Origin of the sequence: Rhodococcus sp. IEGM 1409 (genome assembly GCF_030056735.1) — a bacterium.
Lineage (GTDB): Bacteria > Actinomycetota > Actinomycetes > Mycobacteriales > Mycobacteriaceae > Rhodococcus_F.
This window is the reverse complement of record NZ_JASHKN010000001.1, coordinates 628,232-646,894: the sequence shown is the minus strand read 5'-3', so window position 1 is coordinate 646,894 and position 18,663 is coordinate 628,232. Positions and strand designations below refer to the sequence as shown.

The 18,663-nt window shown below is 62.4% G+C and carries 15 protein-coding genes and 1 pseudogene; 8 read left to right on the top strand and 8 right to left on the bottom strand.

Annotation, left to right across the window (positions count from 1 at the left end):
* Positions 1–209: 209 nt before the first annotated feature.
* From QM716_RS03195 to QM716_RS03185, 3 genes are all read left to right on the top strand, one after another.
* A complete protein-coding gene (locus QM716_RS03195; protein ID WP_283302327.1) occupies positions 210–1,037 on the top strand; it encodes an MIP/aquaporin family protein in 828 nt (275 codons plus the stop codon).
* Positions 1,038–1,101: 64 nt separating this feature from the next.
* Positions 1,102–2,610, top strand: coding sequence for a glycerol kinase GlpK (gene glpK, locus QM716_RS03190; protein ID WP_283302326.1), 1,509 nt, complete (start codon positions 1,102–1,104; stop codon positions 2,608–2,610).
* Between the two features lie 48 nt (positions 2,611–2,658).
* On the top strand, positions 2,659–4,374 hold the full coding sequence (locus tag QM716_RS03185) for a glycerol-3-phosphate dehydrogenase/oxidase (protein ID WP_283302325.1): 1,716 nt from the start codon (positions 2,659–2,661) through the stop codon (positions 4,372–4,374).
* A gap of 64 nt (positions 4,375–4,438) precedes the next feature.
* Here QM716_RS03185 and QM716_RS03180 read toward each other — a convergent pair whose 3' ends face one another.
* From QM716_RS03180 to QM716_RS03165, 4 genes are read right to left on the bottom strand one after another with little or no spacing between them, the layout of a single operon-like run.
* Entirely contained in the window at positions 4,439–5,716 is a 1,278-nt protein-coding gene (locus tag QM716_RS03180; protein ID WP_283302323.1) for a sensor histidine kinase, read from the bottom strand.
* Entirely contained in the window at positions 5,713–6,390 is a 678-nt protein-coding gene (locus QM716_RS03175; RefSeq protein ID WP_283302322.1) for a response regulator, read from the bottom strand. Before QM716_RS03175 ends, QM716_RS03180 begins: the two co-directional genes overlap by 4 nt.
* A gap of 12 nt (positions 6,391–6,402) precedes the next feature.
* Positions 6,403–6,966, bottom strand: a complete 564-nt coding sequence (locus QM716_RS03170; RefSeq protein WP_283302321.1) for a hypothetical protein — start codon at positions 6,964–6,966, stop codon at positions 6,403–6,405.
* Positions 6,959–7,615 carry a hypothetical protein gene (locus QM716_RS03165; protein WP_283302320.1) on the bottom strand — a complete coding sequence of 219 codons (657 nt, stop codon included), beginning with the start codon at positions 7,613–7,615 and terminating at the stop codon, positions 6,959–6,961. The genes QM716_RS03170 and QM716_RS03165 overlap by 8 nt, the downstream gene beginning before the upstream one ends.
* Positions 7,616–7,867: 252 nt before the next feature.
* On the opposite strand from QM716_RS03165, the gene QM716_RS03160 reads away from it, so the two are divergent.
* From QM716_RS03160 to QM716_RS03150, 3 genes and pseudogenes are all read left to right on the top strand, one after another.
* On the top strand, positions 7,868–8,434 hold the full coding sequence (locus tag QM716_RS03160; RefSeq protein ID WP_283302319.1) for a hypothetical protein: 567 nt from the start codon (positions 7,868–7,870) through the stop codon (positions 8,432–8,434).
* 62 nt (positions 8,435–8,496) lie between these two features.
* Positions 8,497–8,958 (top strand): RNA polymerase subunit sigma, encoded by a 462-nt coding sequence (locus QM716_RS03155; protein ID WP_283302318.1) that lies wholly within the window; start codon positions 8,497–8,499, stop codon positions 8,956–8,958.
* A gap of 128 nt (positions 8,959–9,086) precedes the next feature.
* Positions 9,087–9,292 (top strand): annotated as a pseudogene (locus tag QM716_RS03150) (thiamine pyrophosphate-dependent enzyme); the annotation flags it as partial.
* Positions 9,293–9,368: 76 nt separating this feature from the next.
* Here the strand turns inward: QM716_RS03150 and QM716_RS03145 are convergent.
* Positions 9,369–11,786 (bottom strand): lysylphosphatidylglycerol synthase transmembrane domain-containing protein, encoded by a 2,418-nt coding sequence (locus QM716_RS03145; RefSeq protein ID WP_283302317.1) that lies wholly within the window; start codon positions 11,784–11,786, stop codon positions 9,369–9,371.
* 210 nt (positions 11,787–11,996) lie between these two features.
* Between QM716_RS03145 and ppk2 the strand changes: the two genes are divergently transcribed.
* Positions 11,997–12,962 carry a polyphosphate kinase 2 gene (ppk2, locus tag QM716_RS03140; protein ID WP_283302316.1) on the top strand — a complete coding sequence of 322 codons (966 nt, stop codon included), beginning with the start codon at positions 11,997–11,999 and terminating at the stop codon, positions 12,960–12,962.
* 13 nt (positions 12,963–12,975) lie between these two features.
* Here the strand turns inward: ppk2 and mgrA are convergent, their stop codons facing one another.
* Positions 12,976–14,007: an L-glyceraldehyde 3-phosphate reductase gene (gene mgrA, locus QM716_RS03135; protein WP_283302314.1), complete on the bottom strand. Its 1,032-nt coding sequence runs from the start codon at positions 14,005–14,007 to the stop codon at positions 12,976–12,978.
* Between the two features lie 325 nt (positions 14,008–14,332).
* On the opposite strand from mgrA, the gene QM716_RS03130 reads away from it, so the two are divergent.
* Positions 14,333–16,609: a SulP family inorganic anion transporter gene (locus tag QM716_RS03130; RefSeq protein ID WP_283302313.1), complete on the top strand. Its 2,277-nt coding sequence runs from the start codon at positions 14,333–14,335 to the stop codon at positions 16,607–16,609.
* Positions 16,610–16,614: 5 nt separating this feature from the next.
* On the opposite strand, the gene QM716_RS03125 is transcribed toward QM716_RS03130, so the two are convergent.
* Together QM716_RS03125 and QM716_RS03120 are read right to left on the bottom strand one after the other, a co-directional pair.
* Entirely contained in the window at positions 16,615–17,958 is a 1,344-nt protein-coding gene (locus QM716_RS03125) for a sensor histidine kinase (protein WP_283302312.1), read from the bottom strand.
* Entirely contained in the window at positions 17,955–18,659 is a 705-nt protein-coding gene (locus tag QM716_RS03120) for a response regulator transcription factor (RefSeq protein ID WP_283302311.1), read from the bottom strand. The genes QM716_RS03125 and QM716_RS03120 overlap by 4 nt, the downstream gene beginning before the upstream one ends.
* Positions 18,660–18,663: the final 4 nt, after the last annotated feature.

Sequence of the window (18,663 nt, the reverse complement as noted above, 5' to 3'; positions counted from 1 at the left end):
GAGCACTGAACCGAATCTTATCCGAGTAGGACCAGGCTGAATCGTTCGATCAGGCGAAGTCCCTGAAGTGTGTCTGTTACCCGCGTTACGGTGCGTAAATGGGCAACTTGCACATATGTGCACGGGCTATGCGTGAATGTGCAAAGGGACTTACGCTACGAGTGCAGCAGTCAAAACTGTGACATGCATCACAATCAAGTGAGGGTGGGATGGAGAAAGCCAAGCGATTGGGGCTTCCCGGCGAGTTGGCAGCCGAGTTTGCAGGAACGATGATCTTGATCTTGTTCGGCGTCGGGGTAGTGGCGCAGGTGGTGTCCGGCGGGAGCGCAGGGGGTCTCGGTGGACACGACAGCATTGCGTGGGCCTGGGGACTCGGCGTGATGTTCGGCATCTATGTCGCAGGCCGGGCGACGGGTGCTCATCTGAATCCGGCAGTCACGTTCGCCTTCGCGATCTTCCGGGACTTCTCCTGGCGCAAGGTGCTGCCGTACACGCTGGCGCAGACTGCGGGAGCCTTCGTCGCGGCGTTGATCGTTCGGTGGAATTACAACGACATGCTCAACGCCATCGATCCCGGACACACCACGGCCACTCAGACGATCTTCTCGACGATGCCCGGAAACGGAACGCTTCCGGTCAGTCTCGGCTCGGCGCTGATCGATCAGATCATCGGTACGGCCATCCTGCTGTTCCTCATCGTTGCCGTGACGGATTCCCGCGGCACCCCGCCGCTTGCGAATCTGGCGCCCTTCGTCGTCGGATTGATCGTGGTGGGAATCGGATTCGCCTGGGCGACCAACGCGGGTTACGCCATCAATCCGGCCCGTGACTTCGGCCCGAGACTGGCGTCGTACCTCACCGGCTACGGCAGTGCGTGGCGGGACCAGTACGGAAGTTTGTATTTCTGGGTGCCTATCGTGGGACCGCTGATCGGCGCTCCGATCGGGGTGTTCCTCTACGACAAGCTGGTTGGACGATTCCTGCCTGACGAGTCGGTGGAGAAGGCGACCGAAGAGCCGGCCACAATACCGGCGTGATGGCGAATCATCATCTCTGACAGTAAACCTTTCGCACTTTCTTCGACACCAAAGGGGTAGCACGATGGCGCAGTTCGTAGCCGCGATAGACCAGGGAACCACCTCCACTCGTTGCATGATCTTCGATCACAGTGGGCACGTGGTTGCCGTCGAACAGCATGAGCACTCGCAGATCTTCCCGCAGGCGGGTTGGGTCGAGCACGATCCGATCGAGATCTGGGACAACGTCCGCAACGTCACCGCGGGCGCTTTGGCAAACGCAGACCTGACCGCGGCCGATATCGCGTCCGTCGGCATCACCAATCAGCGTGAGACAGCGGTGGTGTGGGAACGCGCCACCGGAAAACCCGTCTACAACGCCATTGTCTGGCAGGACACACGCACGGATCGAATCTGTACTGCACTCGCCGGCGAGGACGGGCCGAAGAAGTACACCGAAGTGACCGGATTGCCGTTGGCCACGTACTTTTCGGGTCCCAAGGTCAAATGGATTCTCGACAACGTCGAGGGTGCGCGTGAGAAGGCCGAAGCAGGCGAGTTGTGCTTCGGCACGATGGACACCTGGGTGCTGTGGAACATGACCGGCGGCGTCGACGGCGGAGTGCACGCAACCGACCCCACCAACGCGTCGCGCACCCTGTTGATGGATCTCGACACTCTCGCTTGGGATTCGGCGATCTGCGCCGACATGGGCATCCCCGAATCGATGCTCCCCGAGATTCGCAGCTCGTCCGAAACTTTCGGATTCGTGCGCGAGCGTGGAACGTTGTCCGGCGTGCCGATCGCCGGAATCCTCGGCGATCAGCAAGCAGCGACTTTCGGTCAGGCCTGCCTCTCACCCGGAGAAGCGAAGAACACCTACGGAACCGGCAACTTCGTGCTCCTCAACACCGGCACCGAAAAAGTGATGAGCAAGAACGGATTGTTGACGACGGTCTGTTACAAGATAGGCGAGCAGCCCACTGTCTATGCGCTGGAAGGATCGATCGCCGTGACCGGTTCGCTGGTGCAGTGGCTTCGGGACAACCTCGGCATGATCGACAACGCGGCCGACATCGAGGTGAACGCACGCTCCGTGGACGACAACGGTGGCGCGTACTTCGTGCCCGCGTTCTCGGGTCTGTTCGCACCGCACTGGCGCGCGGATGCCCGCGGGGCGATCGTGGGTCTGACCCGGTTCGTGAACAAGGGGCACCTTGCCCGGGCGGTACTCGAAGCGACTGCGTACCAGAGTCGTGAGGTGATCGAGGCGATGAACCTCGACTCGGGTGTCGACTTGAAGGTACTCAAGGTCGACGGCGGAATGGTCGCGAACGAACTCCTCATGCAATTTCAGGCCGATCTGCTCGACGTCGAGGTGATCCGCCCTGTCGTTGCGGAGACCACGGCATTGGGCGCTGCGTACGCCGCTGGTCTCGCAGTCGGGTACTGGGAGAGCGAGGACGACATTCGCAGCAACTGGGCGAAGGACAAGAGCTGGACGCCGTCGATGGATTCGGCCGAGCGCGAGCGACTGTACGCAGGCTGGCAGAAAGCCGTCACTCGGACACTCGACTGGGTCGACGCAGACTGATCGCGGCGCCCGCATTTCTACCTATTTTCAAGTGAAGGAACAGTTTTCATGAGCACAGCACAAGCATTGAGTCCGTCCTCGCGGGCGGAGTCGTTGAAGAAGTTGGAAGAAACCGAACTCGACGTCCTGGTCATCGGCGGTGGCGTGGTCGGTGCGGGTAGCGCGCTCGACGCCGCAACTCGCGGTCTGAAGGTGGGCTTGGTGGAGGCTCGCGACTTTGCATCCGGAACCTCGAGCAGATCAAGCAAGTTGTTCCACGGCGGACTGCGTTACCTCGAGCAGTTCAATTTTGCGCTCGTGTTCGAGGCGCTGCGTGAGCGGTCGCTGGTTCTGAACTCGCTGTGCCCGCATCTCGCGAAGCCGGTGCCGTTCATCTACCCGCTCGAGAAGCTGATCGACCGGCCGTACGTCGGATTGGGCATCGGTGTCTACGACGTGATGGGCGCAGGCCGCGGGGTTCCTTCACACCACAAGCATGTGGGCAAGAAGAAGACTCTCGAATCCTTCCCTTCCGGGAAGCGTTCTGCTATCCGGGGTTCGGTCAAGTTCTACGAGGGTCAGGTAGATGATGCCCGCCACACGATGATGCTGGCGCGCACGGCGGCCGAGTACGGCGCCCTGTGCGTCAACAGCACCCGCGTCGTCGGTTTTCTCCGTGAGGAGGACCGCGTCGTCGGTGTGGAGGCGGTGGATCTGGAAACGGGTCGCGCCTTCGAGATTCGTGCTCGCCAGGTCATCAACGCGGCCGGTGTGTGGACTGACGAGATTCAGGAAATGGTCGGTGGGCGAGGACAATTCCAGGTTCGCGCCTCCAAGGGCGTTCACCTGGTTGTCCCGCGCAACCGGATCAACTCCTCGACCGGGATCATCACGCGGACCGAGAAGAGCCTGCTGTTCGTGATCCCGTGGGGAAGCCACTGGATCATCGGTACCACGGACACCGATTGGAACCTCGACCTCGCGCATCCGGCAGCGAGTCGAAGCGATATCGACTACATCCTCGGACATGTCAACAAGCTCCTTCAGGACGAGTTGACGCACGAGGACGTCGTCGGTGTGTATGCGGGATTGCGTCCATTGCTGTTCGGCGAATCGGATTCGACCAGCACTCTCTCGCGTGAGCACGCGGTGTCGAGTCCGGTCCGAGGTTTGACGGTGGTCGCTGGTGGCAAGTACACCACCTACCGCGTGATGGCCAAGGACGCAGTCGATTCCGCGGTGCACGGATTGGAACAGAAGGTGCCGAAGTCCTGCACCGAGCGTATCCAACTTGTGGGTGCCGACGGTTACTTTGCCGCGCACAACAATCGGCATCTCACCGCTGAGCGCACGGGACTGCACGTTTCGACCATCGAGCATCTACTGGGTCGGTACGGCACTCTGGCCGACGAGTTGTTCGAACTCGTCGAGGCGCGACCGGAACTGGGGCAGCCGTTGGACTCCGCCCCCGAGTACCTCAAGGCGGAGATTCACTACGCTGCGAGCCACGAGGGTGCGCAGCATCTCGACGACATCCTGACCCGTCGTACTCGCATCTCCATCGAGGTTACCGATCGCGGCGATGCGGCAGCTGCCGAAGTGGCGGAACTGGTTGCGCCGGTGCTCGGTTGGACTCCCGAGCACATTGCCGAGGAGATCGAGCACTACCGGTTGCGCGTTGCAGCCGAGCGGGAATCTCAGGAGCAGCCCGATGACCTGACGGCTGATGCGGCGCGCCTCGGTGCACCGGACGTTCGCACCGGAGTTACTGTCGGACAGGTTTGAGCCTGATGCACCAATGATCGGCCGGGGCACTGTGTCCCGGCCGATCGGGCGAACTACCTCGGTGTCAATCGAACTCGTCCGACGAGCACTCCGGAAGGTCGATCGTCACCACCGCGCCCCCGTTCGGATGGTTCGCGAAGTCGATCCGAGCGCCGATGACCGCCGCTTGCCCCACTACGATCGTCAAGCCGAGGCCCAGGCCCGAGTTCGGGCCGCGTTCGACGCAATCGGTCTGAAATCTCCTCGGCCCCTGGCGAAGCCACTCTTCAGTGAAACCGCTGCCCCGATCCTGCACCGTGATGCGGGAGTGATCGACGTCGACATTGATCGGCGACTTTCCGTGATTGCGAGCATTCAAGATCAGGTTGGCGATGATCCGCTCGAGTCTGCGTGCGTCGGTGTACGACGCAGGGGTGCCGTGAACACTCACTTCACAATCGACCCCGGTGGTGGAAATAGCGTGGCGCACCACCGGTGCCAGTTCCACCGATTGGATGTCTGCCTGCTCGGAGGTGGTGTCGAGGCGGGCCACTTCGATGACGTCCTCGGCGAGTCTCCTGAGTTTATGGACGCCGTCGCGCACCAATTCGGTTGGCCTACCGGGTGGCAGAAGCTCTGCGGCGCCGACCAATCCGGAGATTGGTGTCCTGAGGTCGTGCGCGATGTTGGCTGTCACGCGCTTCTCGGCGTCGAGCTGTCCTCGTAGCGCATCGGACATCGCGTCGACTGCATCCGCCAGTTCGGTGATCTCGTCGTCGAAGAGTGACCAGGTGACGGAGCGGACGCGGATGTCCGCTCCGGTAGACACTTTGCGTGCCGCACGGGCGGCCGAGCGCAACCGATACGACATCGCGAGTCCAAGCAGCACGCCCAGGACGGCTCCCGCTGCGATCACCGCGACGGTGGCATTGCGAAGTGTCCGATCGACGCTGGCGATCGATTCCCGCTGCGCGGTGTACGGGACGCGAATCGCCACCACCTGAGTGTTCACGTCGGCCGCTGCCCAGACGAATGGTTGGTCCCCGCTGTTGACGAGGTAGGTGGCGCGTTTGCCGCCGGCGACGGCCTCGCGCAACTCTTCCGGAACGTCCAGGCCATCCGTGGTGGCGCGGAACAATGCACGCATGCTGCCTGTTTCGTCCTGCAGCACCAGTTGGAGATTGCGATCAGCTGCCGCCCGGGCTGCGTCCTCCTGGTTGTGTGAAAAGGTTTGATGCATCACGGTACTGAGGGTGATCGAGGCGACGGCGATCACGAACGTGATGGCCGCAGCGATCTTCCACTGAAACGACAACCGCCTGCCGGTGGACGGGAGCTTGGCTGCCAGATCCCGCGATCTCACCGATGGTTGTCCATCGTGTAGCCGAACCCTCGGACGGTGCGGATCTGTTCGGAGCCGATCTTCGTGCGCAATCGCTGAACGTGAACGTCGACGATTCGGGTATCGCCGCCCCAGTCGTAATCCCAGACGTCCGAGAGCAGTTCGGAGCGAGACCAGACTTTGCGCGGCACACTCACCATGACCAGCAGCAGCTTCATCTCGGTGGGAGTGAGTGCCACTTCGTCACCAGAACGAGTGACCGTGACCAGCTCCCGATCGATCTCCAGATCGCCGAGAGTCACGATGTCTTTCTCCGTACCGGAATGGGATTCGACCCGCCGGAGCACACTTCGGATGCGTGCCACCAGGACACCGCTGTCGAACGGCTTGGTGACGTAGTCGTCGGCGCCGGCTTCCAATCCGAGAACTATGTCGACCGGGTCGTCGCGCGCGGACAGCATGATGACCGGCACCGAGAGTTCCTCACGAATACGACGGCACAGGCTGATTCCGTTGAGGTCGGGAAGCATCACGTCGAGGACGGCGATGTCCGGCTTGGCGCCGACGGCCAATTCCATTCCGGTCAACCCACCTGATGCGGTGATCACCCGAAAACCGTTGCGTTCGAGATTCAATTGTGTGGCTTCGCGGATGACGGCGTCGTCTTCGACCAGCAAAATCAACGGATCACTCATCGGCATTCGCTTTCATGGGAACGGAACACTCTCAAACCCTTCACCGGTCCACCTGTACGCAGTCGACGATTGACAGAACTCCGGAATGCCAGGGTCTTTGCACAGGTCGACCATGACCGACAGACCTCCGGGGGAGCCGACGACGTAGCGTCCTGGATCTTGCACTTCGAACACTTTGTGCGCGCCGGCTTCGTCGATCTGATAGACGAAGCCGGCGATTGTGAAAGCGACTGGCGGTGTGGGGCGTCCCCAGGCGCCGAGAGACTCGCAGGTGAAAACATTGACGACGGCATCTTGCCAAACGGCATCCGTCACAGGGGAGTATCGGATTTCGTAGGGGAAGTTCGCATCACCGCACAGCCGGAGACTGTCCTTGACCACATCGGATACCTCTGGGTCTGCTCTGATGAGGGCAACAGGATCGATGCTCAGTCCCTGCGATAGATCCGAAGGGTCGAGTGATGCCGCGACATTCGGAGCGGGTTCGGATTCTGGTTCGGTGGTACAGGAGGCGAGAGCAATCACGACCGGCAGGCAAACACCGGCGAGCATCACGCGACGACGGCGATCAATCACGGATGAACTCCATTCCATCCCAGTGGAACTCGGTTCGCAGCGGTGGACGTGGGCAACATTTGAACTCTGGAGGTCGCGGATCCGTTTCCAGGACTGACAAACTCGCGGCGCGCTGACCGCTGACGATGAACTTTCCGCGCTCTTCGACGGAGAACAGGCGCTCACCCAGTTCGCGATTGTCTTCACTCGAACCGGCCTTGCCGCTGCGGTAGACGTAGCCGGCAAGGTTGACCGAAATCGACACTCCGGTTCCGGGTTGGTGGGCCGGTTGGCACGGATACACATTCATGACGACGAGTTCGGTCTCCGGCACGATACGAGGTGCGCCTGGATCGAGAAGGATGGATCCGACCGAGATCGGATACCAGTCCGGGCAAGATCGAAGTTCGGTTTTCACTCCCTCTGACACCCCGGGATCGTCGAGGAGCGCTCGTCCCAATCTCGAATTTTCGGCAACCCGTCTGGCCAGGTCTGCGGGCTGCGTGACGGGCAACCCGGTGGACGCGACATCGCCTTCGATCACAACGCCCTGGGTGGATGCGCACCCGGTGATCACGGAAGCTCCGAGGGCTGCTGCCGCGAGCGCTGTACCGAACCGTCTGCGACTGCGGTCTGATCGACCGCCGCAGATGTCATTCCGATACAACACTTTCCCTCCCTGGCCGGTGCGAACTGTCTCATCGGCATGTGCACTTTCATACGATCACACGTGATCTCGATATCGGGATTTCGCCACCTACCGTTACGTAATCGTATGAATGTCAGGACCGTCGAGAGTTGGTACGCGACCGACGGAATTCTGTTACGAAACCGATGGAATCAGGCTCCTAGAGTGAGTCACGTCGGTGTTCACCGCGTGGGCGGAACGATCTGATCCGCGTATCGAGGAGTGTGAGAGCAAATGCCTGAAGTATTGCTGACCAACAAGACTCGGCGTCTGCGAGTGCTGCTGGCCGTACTGACGATCGGAGCGGTGTGTGCGATGACCGGGTGTTCGAGTGACGACACCAGCGTCCCTGGACACGAATCGACGACTACGTCGGTGGTCGCGGCGTCGACGACCGCACCGCCGCTGACCGCAGCGACCACGTCGGAGACAGTCGAAAGCTCGAGCTCTGTGGGCGGTGGTGCGGACACATCCACTCCCGGAGCCCCGGCAGGCGGAGCAGCGCCGGCCTGGACCCCGGTCTCGACCAGCGCGGTTGCCCCTGCGACCCCTGGTCCGGCTACTGGGCCGACCAAGTGCACCGATCAGATCAACTATGCAGGTGATCCTCGTTCGAATGCGGAGATCAACAGCATCGGAGAGCGGACGGGTTCGTGCCCGGCGCCGCTCCCACCCGATGCCGTCGAGCCCTCCGAGAAGTGCACCGACCAGATCAACTACGGCGCTGATCCTCGTTCCAACGCCGAGATCAACATCATCGGGGAACAAACCGGGATCTGCCCCGAGCCGATACGCCCCTGACGAGTTCAAAACCTGAGCAGTGTCGGGAATTCGACCGAGGGCCGAACCAGGGGGAGATCGGAATGACAAGCAGGGCAGGTGGACATTCGATCGACAGTGTTGCCGACGATGCGTCCCGAGGGGATCGGGATGCGATTGCGGAACTCCTTCAACGCATCGTGCCTCTGGTGACGCGGCGCTGTCGTGCCGAACTGCGACCGCTCGACGCTGATCGTATTGCCGTCAGGATCTGCAGATCCGTCCTGGCCGACATACGGCGACGAAGACGCGCCGGAGAAGCGTTCCTCGCGCATCTGTCCGACGCGATCAGTCGCGAAATCGATTCGCTACCCGCATCGAGTCGACTCACTCTGCCGTTCGGCGATCTGTCGGCCGTCGAACGCAATGTTTTGGTAGCTCGCATCGTTGTCGGCTTCGACGTGCGCGAGACGGCGCTGTCACTGAGAACGACAACGAGCGCCGTCGAACTCGTCCAACACCGCGCGCTGGCCAAGATCAGACGCGGCAGCCTGAGCGGCGCCTGAATCAACGCTCGAAAGTCAACAGCTGCAACCCTTCGCAACTCCCGGCAACCGTACGCAACTCTTTCTCTTCGCCCGTGACCTACACGAGACTGCATGGCGACGAGTGATCGAGAACGAGGAGTGTGACGGTGGTTCAACGGACGGTGCAGAAGCCGACAACGCCAGGCTCGAAAAAGACCGGGGCCTCTACTCGGGCCAGGAAGCCATCGCCGTCGGAGTGTGCGAGAACCTCAGCGACGCCGACTACATCGGATCCACTCACCGCGGTCACGGGCACTGCATTGCCAAGGGCTGTGACCTGAACGGAATGATGGCGGAGGTCTTCGGCACGCGCAGAGCAACGGCTGGGTCGACGAGGACGGAGAAGTGCTGCAGGCGCACGTCGTTCGCCGGCAGTAAAAGGGAACGGCTCAGACCATGTCGTTCTTCTGCAGCCATCGCAGCGTCGGCCAACCGCAGAACACCGGGAGCCAGCAGGTCAGTACTCGGTAGAGCAGGACCGACGGGACCGCGATGCTTGCCGGCAGTCCGAATGCGGACAGACCGCCGATGAGGGCGGCCTCGACGGCTCCGACGCCACCCGGTGTCGGAGCTGCCGAGGCGAGCGTGCCGCCGATCATCGTCACGATGGTGACGGTGATGAACGTCGTTCCGCCGCCGAATGCTTCGACGCTCGCCCACAGCGCCAGAGCGGCACCCAGAGTTGTTGCGGCGCTGCCGCCCACGATGATGAGGAAACGCGTGGGGTTTCGCGCGAGCTGGCTCAGTTCACCCAACACTTCGGTGATCTGAGGACGCAGATCGTCACGCAGCCACCCACGGAGCTTCGGGATGAACATGAATGCGCCGAGAACTCCGAGCGCGACTCCGCCCGCCAGATACAGAACAGTGGATCCCGGGATGAAGTGCGAGAGATTCGTATCGCGTCCGGCGACGACCGAGAAGAAGATCAGCAAGCCGACGTGGGTGACCACCTGAACCGTCTGTTGAAGCGCGACAGCGGCCGTTGCGCGGACGGTACCGAGCCCGCCCTTCTGCAGGAACCGCACACTCAGTGCGAGCCCGCCGACTCCGGCGGGAGTTGTCGTCGCCGCAAAGGTGTTGGCCACCTGCATGATCAGGAGGTTGCGGTAACTGACCATCGACGACGCGCACGCCCACAGGGCCGCTGCTGCGCCGACGTACGTCAGTGCGGAGACGCCGAGGCCGAGCAGCGCCCACCACCAGTTGGCTGTCTTCAGTTCGGTGATGAATGCCGGTACCTGGCTGATGAAGGGATAGGCGACGTAGACCAGACCGATGAGCAGAACGAGCTGGATGAGTTGATTGCGACTGAACCGGGTGACCTGTGCGGGAGCGACCTTCTCGATCCCGTTCTTCGCACCGACCTCGTCTCGGATCTCGGTCATCAGTTTCGCGGAATCCGCGACGGTCCGCCGAATGCGGTTAGGCAACGCCGCAGTGGTCAATCGGCCCGACGCCGCGAGAATCGTGTCTGCGCCTTGCGCGCGAATCGCGGCGTCCACCGCGGCGTCGACGCCGAACAGTGATGCGGTGGCGAAGAGAAGCTGGGCGTTGTCGGACTGCATCTGAACTTCGGTGGCGCCGAATTCGGAGTACGCGTATCCGCCGAAAAGGATGGTTCCGCCTTCGACACGAATCTCGGAAGCGCGCAGGTCACCGTGCGCCATCTGGTGCACATGAGCGGTATGCAGTGTTTGCCACAGCGCGTCGATCAGTTTGGTGGATTCTTCCTCGCCCGCCTGGTTCTCGACGGCGACGGTCAGGGGGATACCGCGAGGGCTCGGACGCGCGTACATTTCCCATCCGCGATCGAGGACCGAGATGGCGACGGCTTTGGAGCTGGCCAGACCGATGTCGGCGAACGCGATACCCATGAGCGCTCGGTGTTCGACGGCACGCCGAAGCGATCCGTAGGGCGGAGGAGTTTCCCGGTTCCGGAACGAGATCCAGCGAAACGTCTGTCGAATTGCTCCGCTGCTTCGCTGGTTCTGCCCGTACAACTCGACGATCAAGTCGTCGAAGGGGTCGTCGTCCGGTGCCTTGTCGATGGCGGCGGACATGACGAGAGGCCCGATTCCGGAAGGGCTCACGACGCGGAAAGTGGTGACCCGGTAACCACGCCGCGCGAGTACGCGCACTGCCGAGTCCAGCGGCACTTCGAGGGCTGGTGTGCCGACGACCAGAACGATCACAGCGCCGATCAGATAGCCGACCGCCAGACCCAGCATCGAGCGGGCAGGAACGATCGAGCTGACGATCAGGTGAATGGGAGCGAAGAGCAGAAGCAGCGTCCACCAGGCTCGTCGCCACTTTTTCGGAAGCCACGGGCCGGAGACGGTGAGCACCGCCGCGAGCATCGCGATCCATCGTGGATCGTCGAGGAATTGAGACAGGAACGTGGCGTCGAGTCTGTCCGGGACGTCGAGGTGCCACTTGGGCGCGGCGAGGCCCGTTCCGGTGAAAGAGAGCGCGACACCGGCGCACAGGCCGGCGGCGGCGTATCCGGCCAGCAACTTCCATCGGCGACCGACGATCAGTCCGATCAGAATGGCGAACGGTAGCGCCAGAATTGCGATGCCGTAGAGCAGGTACACAGTGTCGGACAGGCTCGGCGACAGAACGCCGACGATGTTGGACACCGACGTTTCGAGGGCGTCCCATTGACTTCGAGTAATCAGAGATCCCGCGATGACGCCGCCGAGCAGCACGGCAGCGATAGCGACCCGCATGATGTCGCTCGTACGGCGGTGCAGTGGTGGCAGGAGACTTCCCGTTACCGGGATCTCCCGTCCGTCTACTCGCATCTCGCCAGAACTCGCTTCTCTCGGGGTTACCGACCGTCTCAGTTACCTCGATCAAGGTACCGCGTGGGGGTTCGGCGACTGGGAAGCCGGACCTGTCGTTACCTCCTCGATGCCAAGCAACATTCGCTTCGGCCCCGCGGTGGTGGGCTTCGGCGCGTAAAATTCACTTTCCGGACGCTCGTTCATTTCTACGACAGGGAGTGCGTATTCATGAGTCCCGACGCCAGCGGTGTGGACGGTCGGGTTCCTGACCTGCCGACCCCGTCGACCAGAATTTCCGTCACCGAGGACTACGCGGCCGAGATCGATGAACTCTCGAGTCTCAAGCACAAGCTCGGCGAGCTGGAGCCTTCGGAGTTCGCGGATGCCTGGAAGCAGGGTTACCCCTACGAGAAGAAGATGTCGCGCCGCGAGTACGAGCGGAAGAAGCGGCGCCTGCAGATCGAGCTGCTCAAGCTGCAGCTGTGGGTCAAGGAAACCGGTCAGAAGGTGCTCATCATCTTCGAAGGTCGTGATGCTGCCGGTAAGGGCGGCTCGATCAAGAGGTTCACCGAGCATCTCAATCCCCGTGGTGCCCGCGTCGTCGCGCTCGAGAAGCCCACAGACATCGAGCGAACCCAGTGGTATTTCCAACGCTATGTCGCACACCTGCCCAGCGGCGGCGAGATTGTGATGATGGACCGGTCCTGGTACAACCGCGCCGGCGTCGAACGAGTGATGGGTTACTGCACGCCGACGCAGTATCTCGAGTTCATGAGAGAGACCCCGGACTTCGAGCGGATGCTCGTCAACTCCGGGATTCATCTGCACAAGCTGTGGTTCTCGGTCAGCCGCGAAGAGCAGTTGGCGCGGTTCGCGGCCCGTCGAACCGACCCGGTGCGTCAGTGGAAGCTCTCACCGACTGACCTGGCTTCGCTCGACAAGTGGGACGACTACACGCAGGCCAAGGAAGCGATGTTCTTCTACACCGACACCGGGGATGCGCCCTGGACGGTGATCAAGAGCAACGACAAGAAGCGCGCCCGCCTCGAAGCGATGCGTCACGTGCTCGCCAGCTTCGACTATCCCAACAAGGATCACCGGGCAGTCGGTACTCCGGATCCCTTGATCGTCGGGCAGGCCTCGGCCGTATTCGAAGAGGGCGAGCACGTGAACGTGGAGTTGCCTGCGCTCTAGCTGAAGTTCTCACTCAGATCGAGCTGGCCTCTGCCCACAGATTGATGCCGCTGTCCTTGGCGTGCTGATCGATGGAGGCCAGCTCCGCTGCACTGAATTCGAGATTGTCGAGCGCGCCGACGTTGGCTTCGAGCTGCGCGACGCTGGACGCACCGATCAGTACCGAGGTGACCCGCGAATCGCGAAGTGCCCAGCTCAGTGCAAGCTGGGCCAGCGACTGGCCGCGGGCTGCGGCGATGTCGTTGAGTGCGCGAATGTGGGTGAGAGCGTCGTCGGTCAGCCACGACGGGTCGAGTGACTTGCCTTGGGCGGCACGAGAATTCTCGGGAACACCGTTCAGGTAGCGGTCGGTGAGCATGCCTTGCGCGAGCGGTGAGAACGCGATGACGCCCACTCCCAGATCGTCGACAGCCGAAAGCAGTTCCTGCTCGATCCACCGATTCAGCATCGAATAGCTCGGCTGGTGGATCAACAAGGGAACCCCAGCATCGGCGAGCAGTGCGGCGATTTCACGGGTGCGCTCCGGTGAATACGAGCTGATACCCGCGTACAGGGCCTTGCCCTGCTGGACGGCACTGATCAAGGCGCCTGCGGTCTCGTCGATCGGAGTCTCGGCGTCGGGGCGATGGCTGTAGAAGATGTCGACAAAGTCGACTCCGAGTCGGCCGAGCGACTGATCGAGAGACGAGAGCAAGTACTTGCGGGAACCGCCGAATCCGTAGGGGCCGGGCCACATGTCCCAGCCCGCCTTGGACGAGATGACCAATTCCTCGCGGTACGAGGAGAAATCCTCACGCAGGATCCTGCCGAAGTTCGTCTCGGCGCTTCCGTACGGAGGTCCGTAGTTGTTGGCAAGATCGAAGTGGGTGATTCCGAGATCGAACGCCCGTCGCAGAACTGCGCGCTGGTTGTCGATCGGTACGTCGTCGCCGAAGTTGTGCCAGAGGCCGAGCGAGATCGCCGGGAGTTTGAGACCGCTCCGACCGGTCCGGCGGTAGGGCATGGCTTCGTAGCGGTCCTGCGCGGCGACGTACTGATCGGACATGGTGCCTGCCTTCACATCGTTGTGTTTGCGGTTGAGCGTTCATTCCCGACCATTATCGCCGATGGCGCTCAGGTGTGCTGGTCGCTGGGAGGTATCTCAGTCAAAATGCTTGCGGTTTAGAGCAATTCGATTCTTCTTCTGGACTGACGTTCAGGTTCGAGTCACAGTGTCAGGCGCCGGTGACGTCGACCACGTCTGAGTTCGCATCTAAGGGAACGGTAAGGAATCGCGGTTACCATGGTCACAGTCGATCGGCGATACCGGTCGCCGATTCGCTTCGAACATGTTGCCCAGCAGCCGGATCCGGGGTCCGGCGAGGAGATCTATGTCGACGCAGTCCGTAGTGCACGCACAATCACCCGCAGACGAGAGCGTCGTCGGGGATCCGTCTCCGCCGGGTGGTGGAAGCCGGCGTTATCTCGAGCAACTGATCAGATACGACGTGCCGGCGTCGCTGGTCGTCTTCCTGGTGGCGCTTCCCCTGTCCCTGGGAATTGCGATCGCGTCCGGGGCGCCGATCATGGCAGGTCTGATCGCCGCCATCGTCGGCGGAGTGGTGGCCGGAGCGGTGGGAGGTTCACCGCTGCAAGTAAGTGGTCCCGCGGCAGGCCTGACCGTGGTGGTCGCCGAACTGATCGGCAAGTTCGGGTGGAAAGTCACCTGCTTGATCACCGTCGGCGCCGGTCTTCTGCAGATCGTGTTCGGGCTCAGCCGAATTGCCCGGGCGGCACTGGCTATTGCACCGGTGGTGGTGCACGCGATGCTTGCCGGTATCGGCATCACCATTGCGCTACAACAGGTTCACGTGTTGTTGGGCGGAAGCTCTGCCAGTTCCGCGCTGGACAATCTACGGCAGTTGCCTGCGCAGATCGGTGCCTTGCACGTCGAGGACTTGATGATCGGACTCGTCGTCGTCGCCACCCTTCTCGGCTGGCGATACCTCCCCGCAGCCGTCCGAAAGGTGCCGGCGGCATTGGTCGGCATCGTATTGGCAACTCTCGCTTCACTCGTGCTGCCGATCGACGTCGAGCGAATTGCTCTCGACGGGTCCCTGCTGGACTCGATCGGACTTCCCGCCCTGCCGGACGGCCAGTGGCTCGGAGTCGCAACCGGCATCCTGACCATCGCCCTGATTGCCAGCGTCGAGAGTCTGCTCTCGGCTGTGGCCGTGGACAAGATGCACTCGGGCCCGCGTTCGAACTTCGACCGCGAGATGCTCGGTCAAGGAACTGCGAACATGGTGTCAGGGGCGATCGGCGGGCTGCCCGTCACGGGAGTGATCGTGCGCAGCGCCACCAACGTCGAAGCCGGTGCGAAGTCCCGTGCGTCGTCGATCATGCACGGCCTGTGGATCCTGCTGTTCTCGGCCGCGTTGGCCGGGTTGGTACAGCAGATTCCGAAGTCTGCACTTGCCGGTCTGTTGATCGTCATCGGTATTCAACTGGTCAAGCTGGCGCACATTCGGTTGGCCCGGCGGACCGGTGACCTGTGGGTGTACGGCATCACGGTGGTCGGCGTCGTGTTCCTGAACCTGCTCGAGGGCGTGCTCATCGGACTGGCGCTGGCGATCGCCCTCCTGGTCTGGCGTGTCATCCGCGCGTCGGTCACGGCAGAAGAGCTGGGTGACAAGGAATCCGGGAAGTGGCGGGTGCTCGTCGAGGGGTCGTGCACCTTCCTCGTGCTGCCCAAGCTCACGTCGGTACTCGCCGGCATCCCGCCGCGGTCGGACGTCACGGTCGAACTGTCCGTCGACTTTCTCGACCACGCCGTCTTCGACGTCATCGAGGAGTGGGCGAGGCAGTACGAGTTGGCAGGTGGTTCGGTGATCATCGACGAAGTCGGATCGGTGAGCATGGAGAGCGCGACTACCGGACCGCCCAAGCGCGGCGCAGCAGTCACCGACCTGAGAGGCCTGCTCGCTCCGTGGGGGAGTTGGCAACCACAGGCTTCGGGAAGGAATCTGAGTAGCCCGCCTGCCCTGCGGCCCATTCTCGACGGGGTGTCCAACTACCATCGCCATCGCGCCGAAGCGATACGGCCACACATGGATCAGCTGCGAGACGGGCAGAATCCGGACTCCCTTTTCCTCACCTGCGCAGACTCGCGAGTGGTGCCGAACATCATCACGAGCAGTGGCCCAGGTGACCTGTTCACTGTGCGCAACGTCGGAAACCTGGTTCCTGCCGGTGGCCGCGATACGTCGGTGGAAGCGGCATTGGCATTCGGGATCGACGAGTTGGGTGTCAGTTCGGTTATCGTGTGCGGACATTCAGGCTGCGGAGCGATGCAAGCACTCCTGACCAACAGTTCATCGGAATCGGGAGCCATCGGGGAATGGCTGCGTCACGCCGAAACGAGTTTGCAGGCCTACACGAGTGGCCACCCGGTTGCTCGCGCTGCCGCCGAGGCGGGTTTCTCGGAGGTCGATCAGCTCGGAATGGTCAACGTTGCAGTGCAATTGCAGACTCTCGAACGACATCCTCTAGTCGGTTCGGCCCGCGTCGACGGTCGCCTGCGTATCGCCGGGCTGTTCTTCGACATCGGATCCGCTCGGGTCATCGAAGTGACGGCGTCCGGGATCGGTGAGCTGATCGAGACCTGAAAGGGCTATTCGGGTCCGGGTTGATCCCTGAGTTCGACCAGCAGGCGAGCCCCGCCGAGCGGACTGTCGTGGAACGTCGTGCGGCCGCCGTGCAGGGCCGCCTGCTGCGCCACCAGCGCCAGGCCCAAACCGGAACCCGTCTTGCCTGCCGTCGACCCGCGGGTGAACCTTTCGAAGACGCTCGAGCGTTCCTCGGCCGGTATTCCGCAACCGTTGTCGTCGATGGTGATCGTGACCGTGTCCGGTGAATCGCTCGGGCGTGCGAGGGTGATGCGCACGGTGCTCGCGCCGCCGTGGCGGACGGCATTGGTGATCGCGTTGTCGAGGATCAACCGGATTCCGCCGGGAAGGGCCCGGATACAATAGGGGAGTGGGGAATCCACGGTGACGACGCTGACGTCGAGGCCGCGATGATGTCGGCGTGCGTCGTCGGCAGCGATGTCGCAGACCTCGGTCAGATCCGTGTCCTTGAAATCCTCGGCAGTCGACAGTTCACCCTTCGCCAGTCGCTCGAGGTCTCGCAGAGTTGATTCGACGCGGCCCTGCGCGCGGGCCAGATCTGTGAGGATCTCGCGTCTTTGTTCGTGATCGAGGTCGTGAATGGACAACACTTCGATGTCGGTTCGCATCGCCGTCAACGGGGTTCGGAGTTCGTGAGCCGAGGCGGACGCGAAGTCCCGAGCGGCGGCCAGGGCCGAGTTGGTCGCGGCCTGTGCCCGGGCGACATCGCTGAGCATCGATTCTGCTGCTGCGGCAAGCTCGTCCGCTTCACGGATGCCGGAAATTTCGGTGGCGAGATCGGGATCGCGTCGGGCGATCCGGCGGGTCAGTTCCACGAGTGGGCGCACCGCCGGACCACCGAACAACCACCCGAGAGCCGCAGCGGCCCCGACGGCTCCGACGCCGAAGAATGCGACCTGGCGTTGTTGGTCGACGGTGATGTCCCGCGCTTCGGCGTAGGGAACTGCCAGTGAGACAAGGGCATTGACGCTGTCGGCCTCGGCGGTGTATGCCCGGTACTTGGTGCCGTCGACGTCGACGGTGGCCGAGCCGACCGGGAGTTCGGGCAGACGGGTCGGGGTGCTGGATTTGACGGTTCCGTCGGTGTCGGAGCGGATGGTCACGGAAAACGCGCCGCCGTCTCCGAATGCTCCCAGGAAAGGCCCGGCAGTGGCTGCATTGGCCACGATCACTGTCGATGCCGTCTCGAGTCGACGGTCCAGCTGGGACAAGTTGTTTCGTGCGATGGCCAACGCAACGACTACGCCGAGAGCGATGACGATGAACGTCGCTCCCAGTGCCGCGGCTGCGGCAACGCGGGTTCGTAGTGAGAAGCGGCGACGCTTCACGGGTTCTCCCGAAGCACGAACCCGACGCCGCGAACGGTATGGAGCAGGCGAGGTGAGCCGCCGGATTCGAACTTTCGACGCAGGTAGCCGATGAACACGTCCACGACGTTCGTGTCGGCGACGAAGTCGTAGCCCCACACCAGTTCGAGGAGACGTTCGCGTGTGAGCACTATGCCGGAATTGTGAGCGAGTACTTCGAGTAGCTCGAATTCGCGTTTTGTGAGAGGTACTTCCTTGCCGTCGACACGAACCCTGCGGCCGGAGAGGTCGATGTCGAGGTTGCCGACGCGCAGGGTGTTCGTTCCCTCGGTGTGATCGCGGGCCGGAGTGTTGCTGCGCCGGAGCATCGCGCGGATCCGGGCAACCAGTTCGGCGAGGACAAACGGTTTGACCATGTAGTCGTCTGCACCGGATTCGAGCCCGGCGATGCGATCGTCGACCGAGTTGCGTGCGCTGAGCACACAGATCGGGATTTCGTTGCCGGCGGCACGAAGCGCCGTCACCACTCCCGTGCCGTCGAGCACCGGCATGTTGATGTCGAGGACTACCGCGTCCGGTCGCTTGTCGGAGATCACTCGGAGCGCGTCGGCACCGTCCACTGCCGTAAGTACGGTGAACCCCGAGAGCCGCAATCCACGTTCGAGTGAGGTGAGGACGTCTGCGTCGTCGTCGACTACGAGGATTTTCGGTATCTCGGTCACAGCC

Excerpts from the sequence above, each read along its gene's own strand:
- QM716_RS03195 (WP_283302327.1), top strand. The coding sequence starts at position 210 with ATGGAGAAAGCCAAGCGATTGGGGCTTCCCGGCGAGTTGGCAGCCGAG.
- ppk2 (WP_283302316.1), top strand. The coding sequence starts at position 11,997 with ATGAGTCCCGACGCCAGCGGTGTGGACGGTCGGGTTCCTGACCTGCCG.
- QM716_RS03185 (WP_283302325.1), top strand. The coding sequence starts at position 2,659 with ATGAGCACAGCACAAGCATTGAGTCCGTCCTCGCGGGCGGAGTCGTTG.
- QM716_RS03155 (WP_283302318.1), top strand. The coding sequence starts at position 8,497 with ATGACAAGCAGGGCAGGTGGACATTCGATCGACAGTGTTGCCGACGAT.
- QM716_RS03175 (WP_283302322.1), bottom strand. The coding sequence starts at position 6,390 with ATGAGTGATCCGTTGATTTTGCTGGTCGAAGACGACGCCGTCATCCGC.
- glpK (WP_283302326.1), top strand. The coding sequence starts at position 1,102 with ATGGCGCAGTTCGTAGCCGCGATAGACCAGGGAACCACCTCCACTCGT.
- QM716_RS03160 (WP_283302319.1), top strand. The coding sequence starts at position 7,868 with ATGCCTGAAGTATTGCTGACCAACAAGACTCGGCGTCTGCGAGTGCTG.
- mgrA (WP_283302314.1), bottom strand. The coding sequence starts at position 14,007 with ATGTCCGATCAGTACGTCGCCGCGCAGGACCGCTACGAAGCCATGCCC.
- QM716_RS03130 (WP_283302313.1), top strand. The coding sequence starts at position 14,333 with ATGTCGACGCAGTCCGTAGTGCACGCACAATCACCCGCAGACGAGAGC.
- QM716_RS03145 (WP_283302317.1), bottom strand. The coding sequence starts at position 11,786 with ATGCGAGTAGACGGACGGGAGATCCCGGTAACGGGAAGTCTCCTGCCA.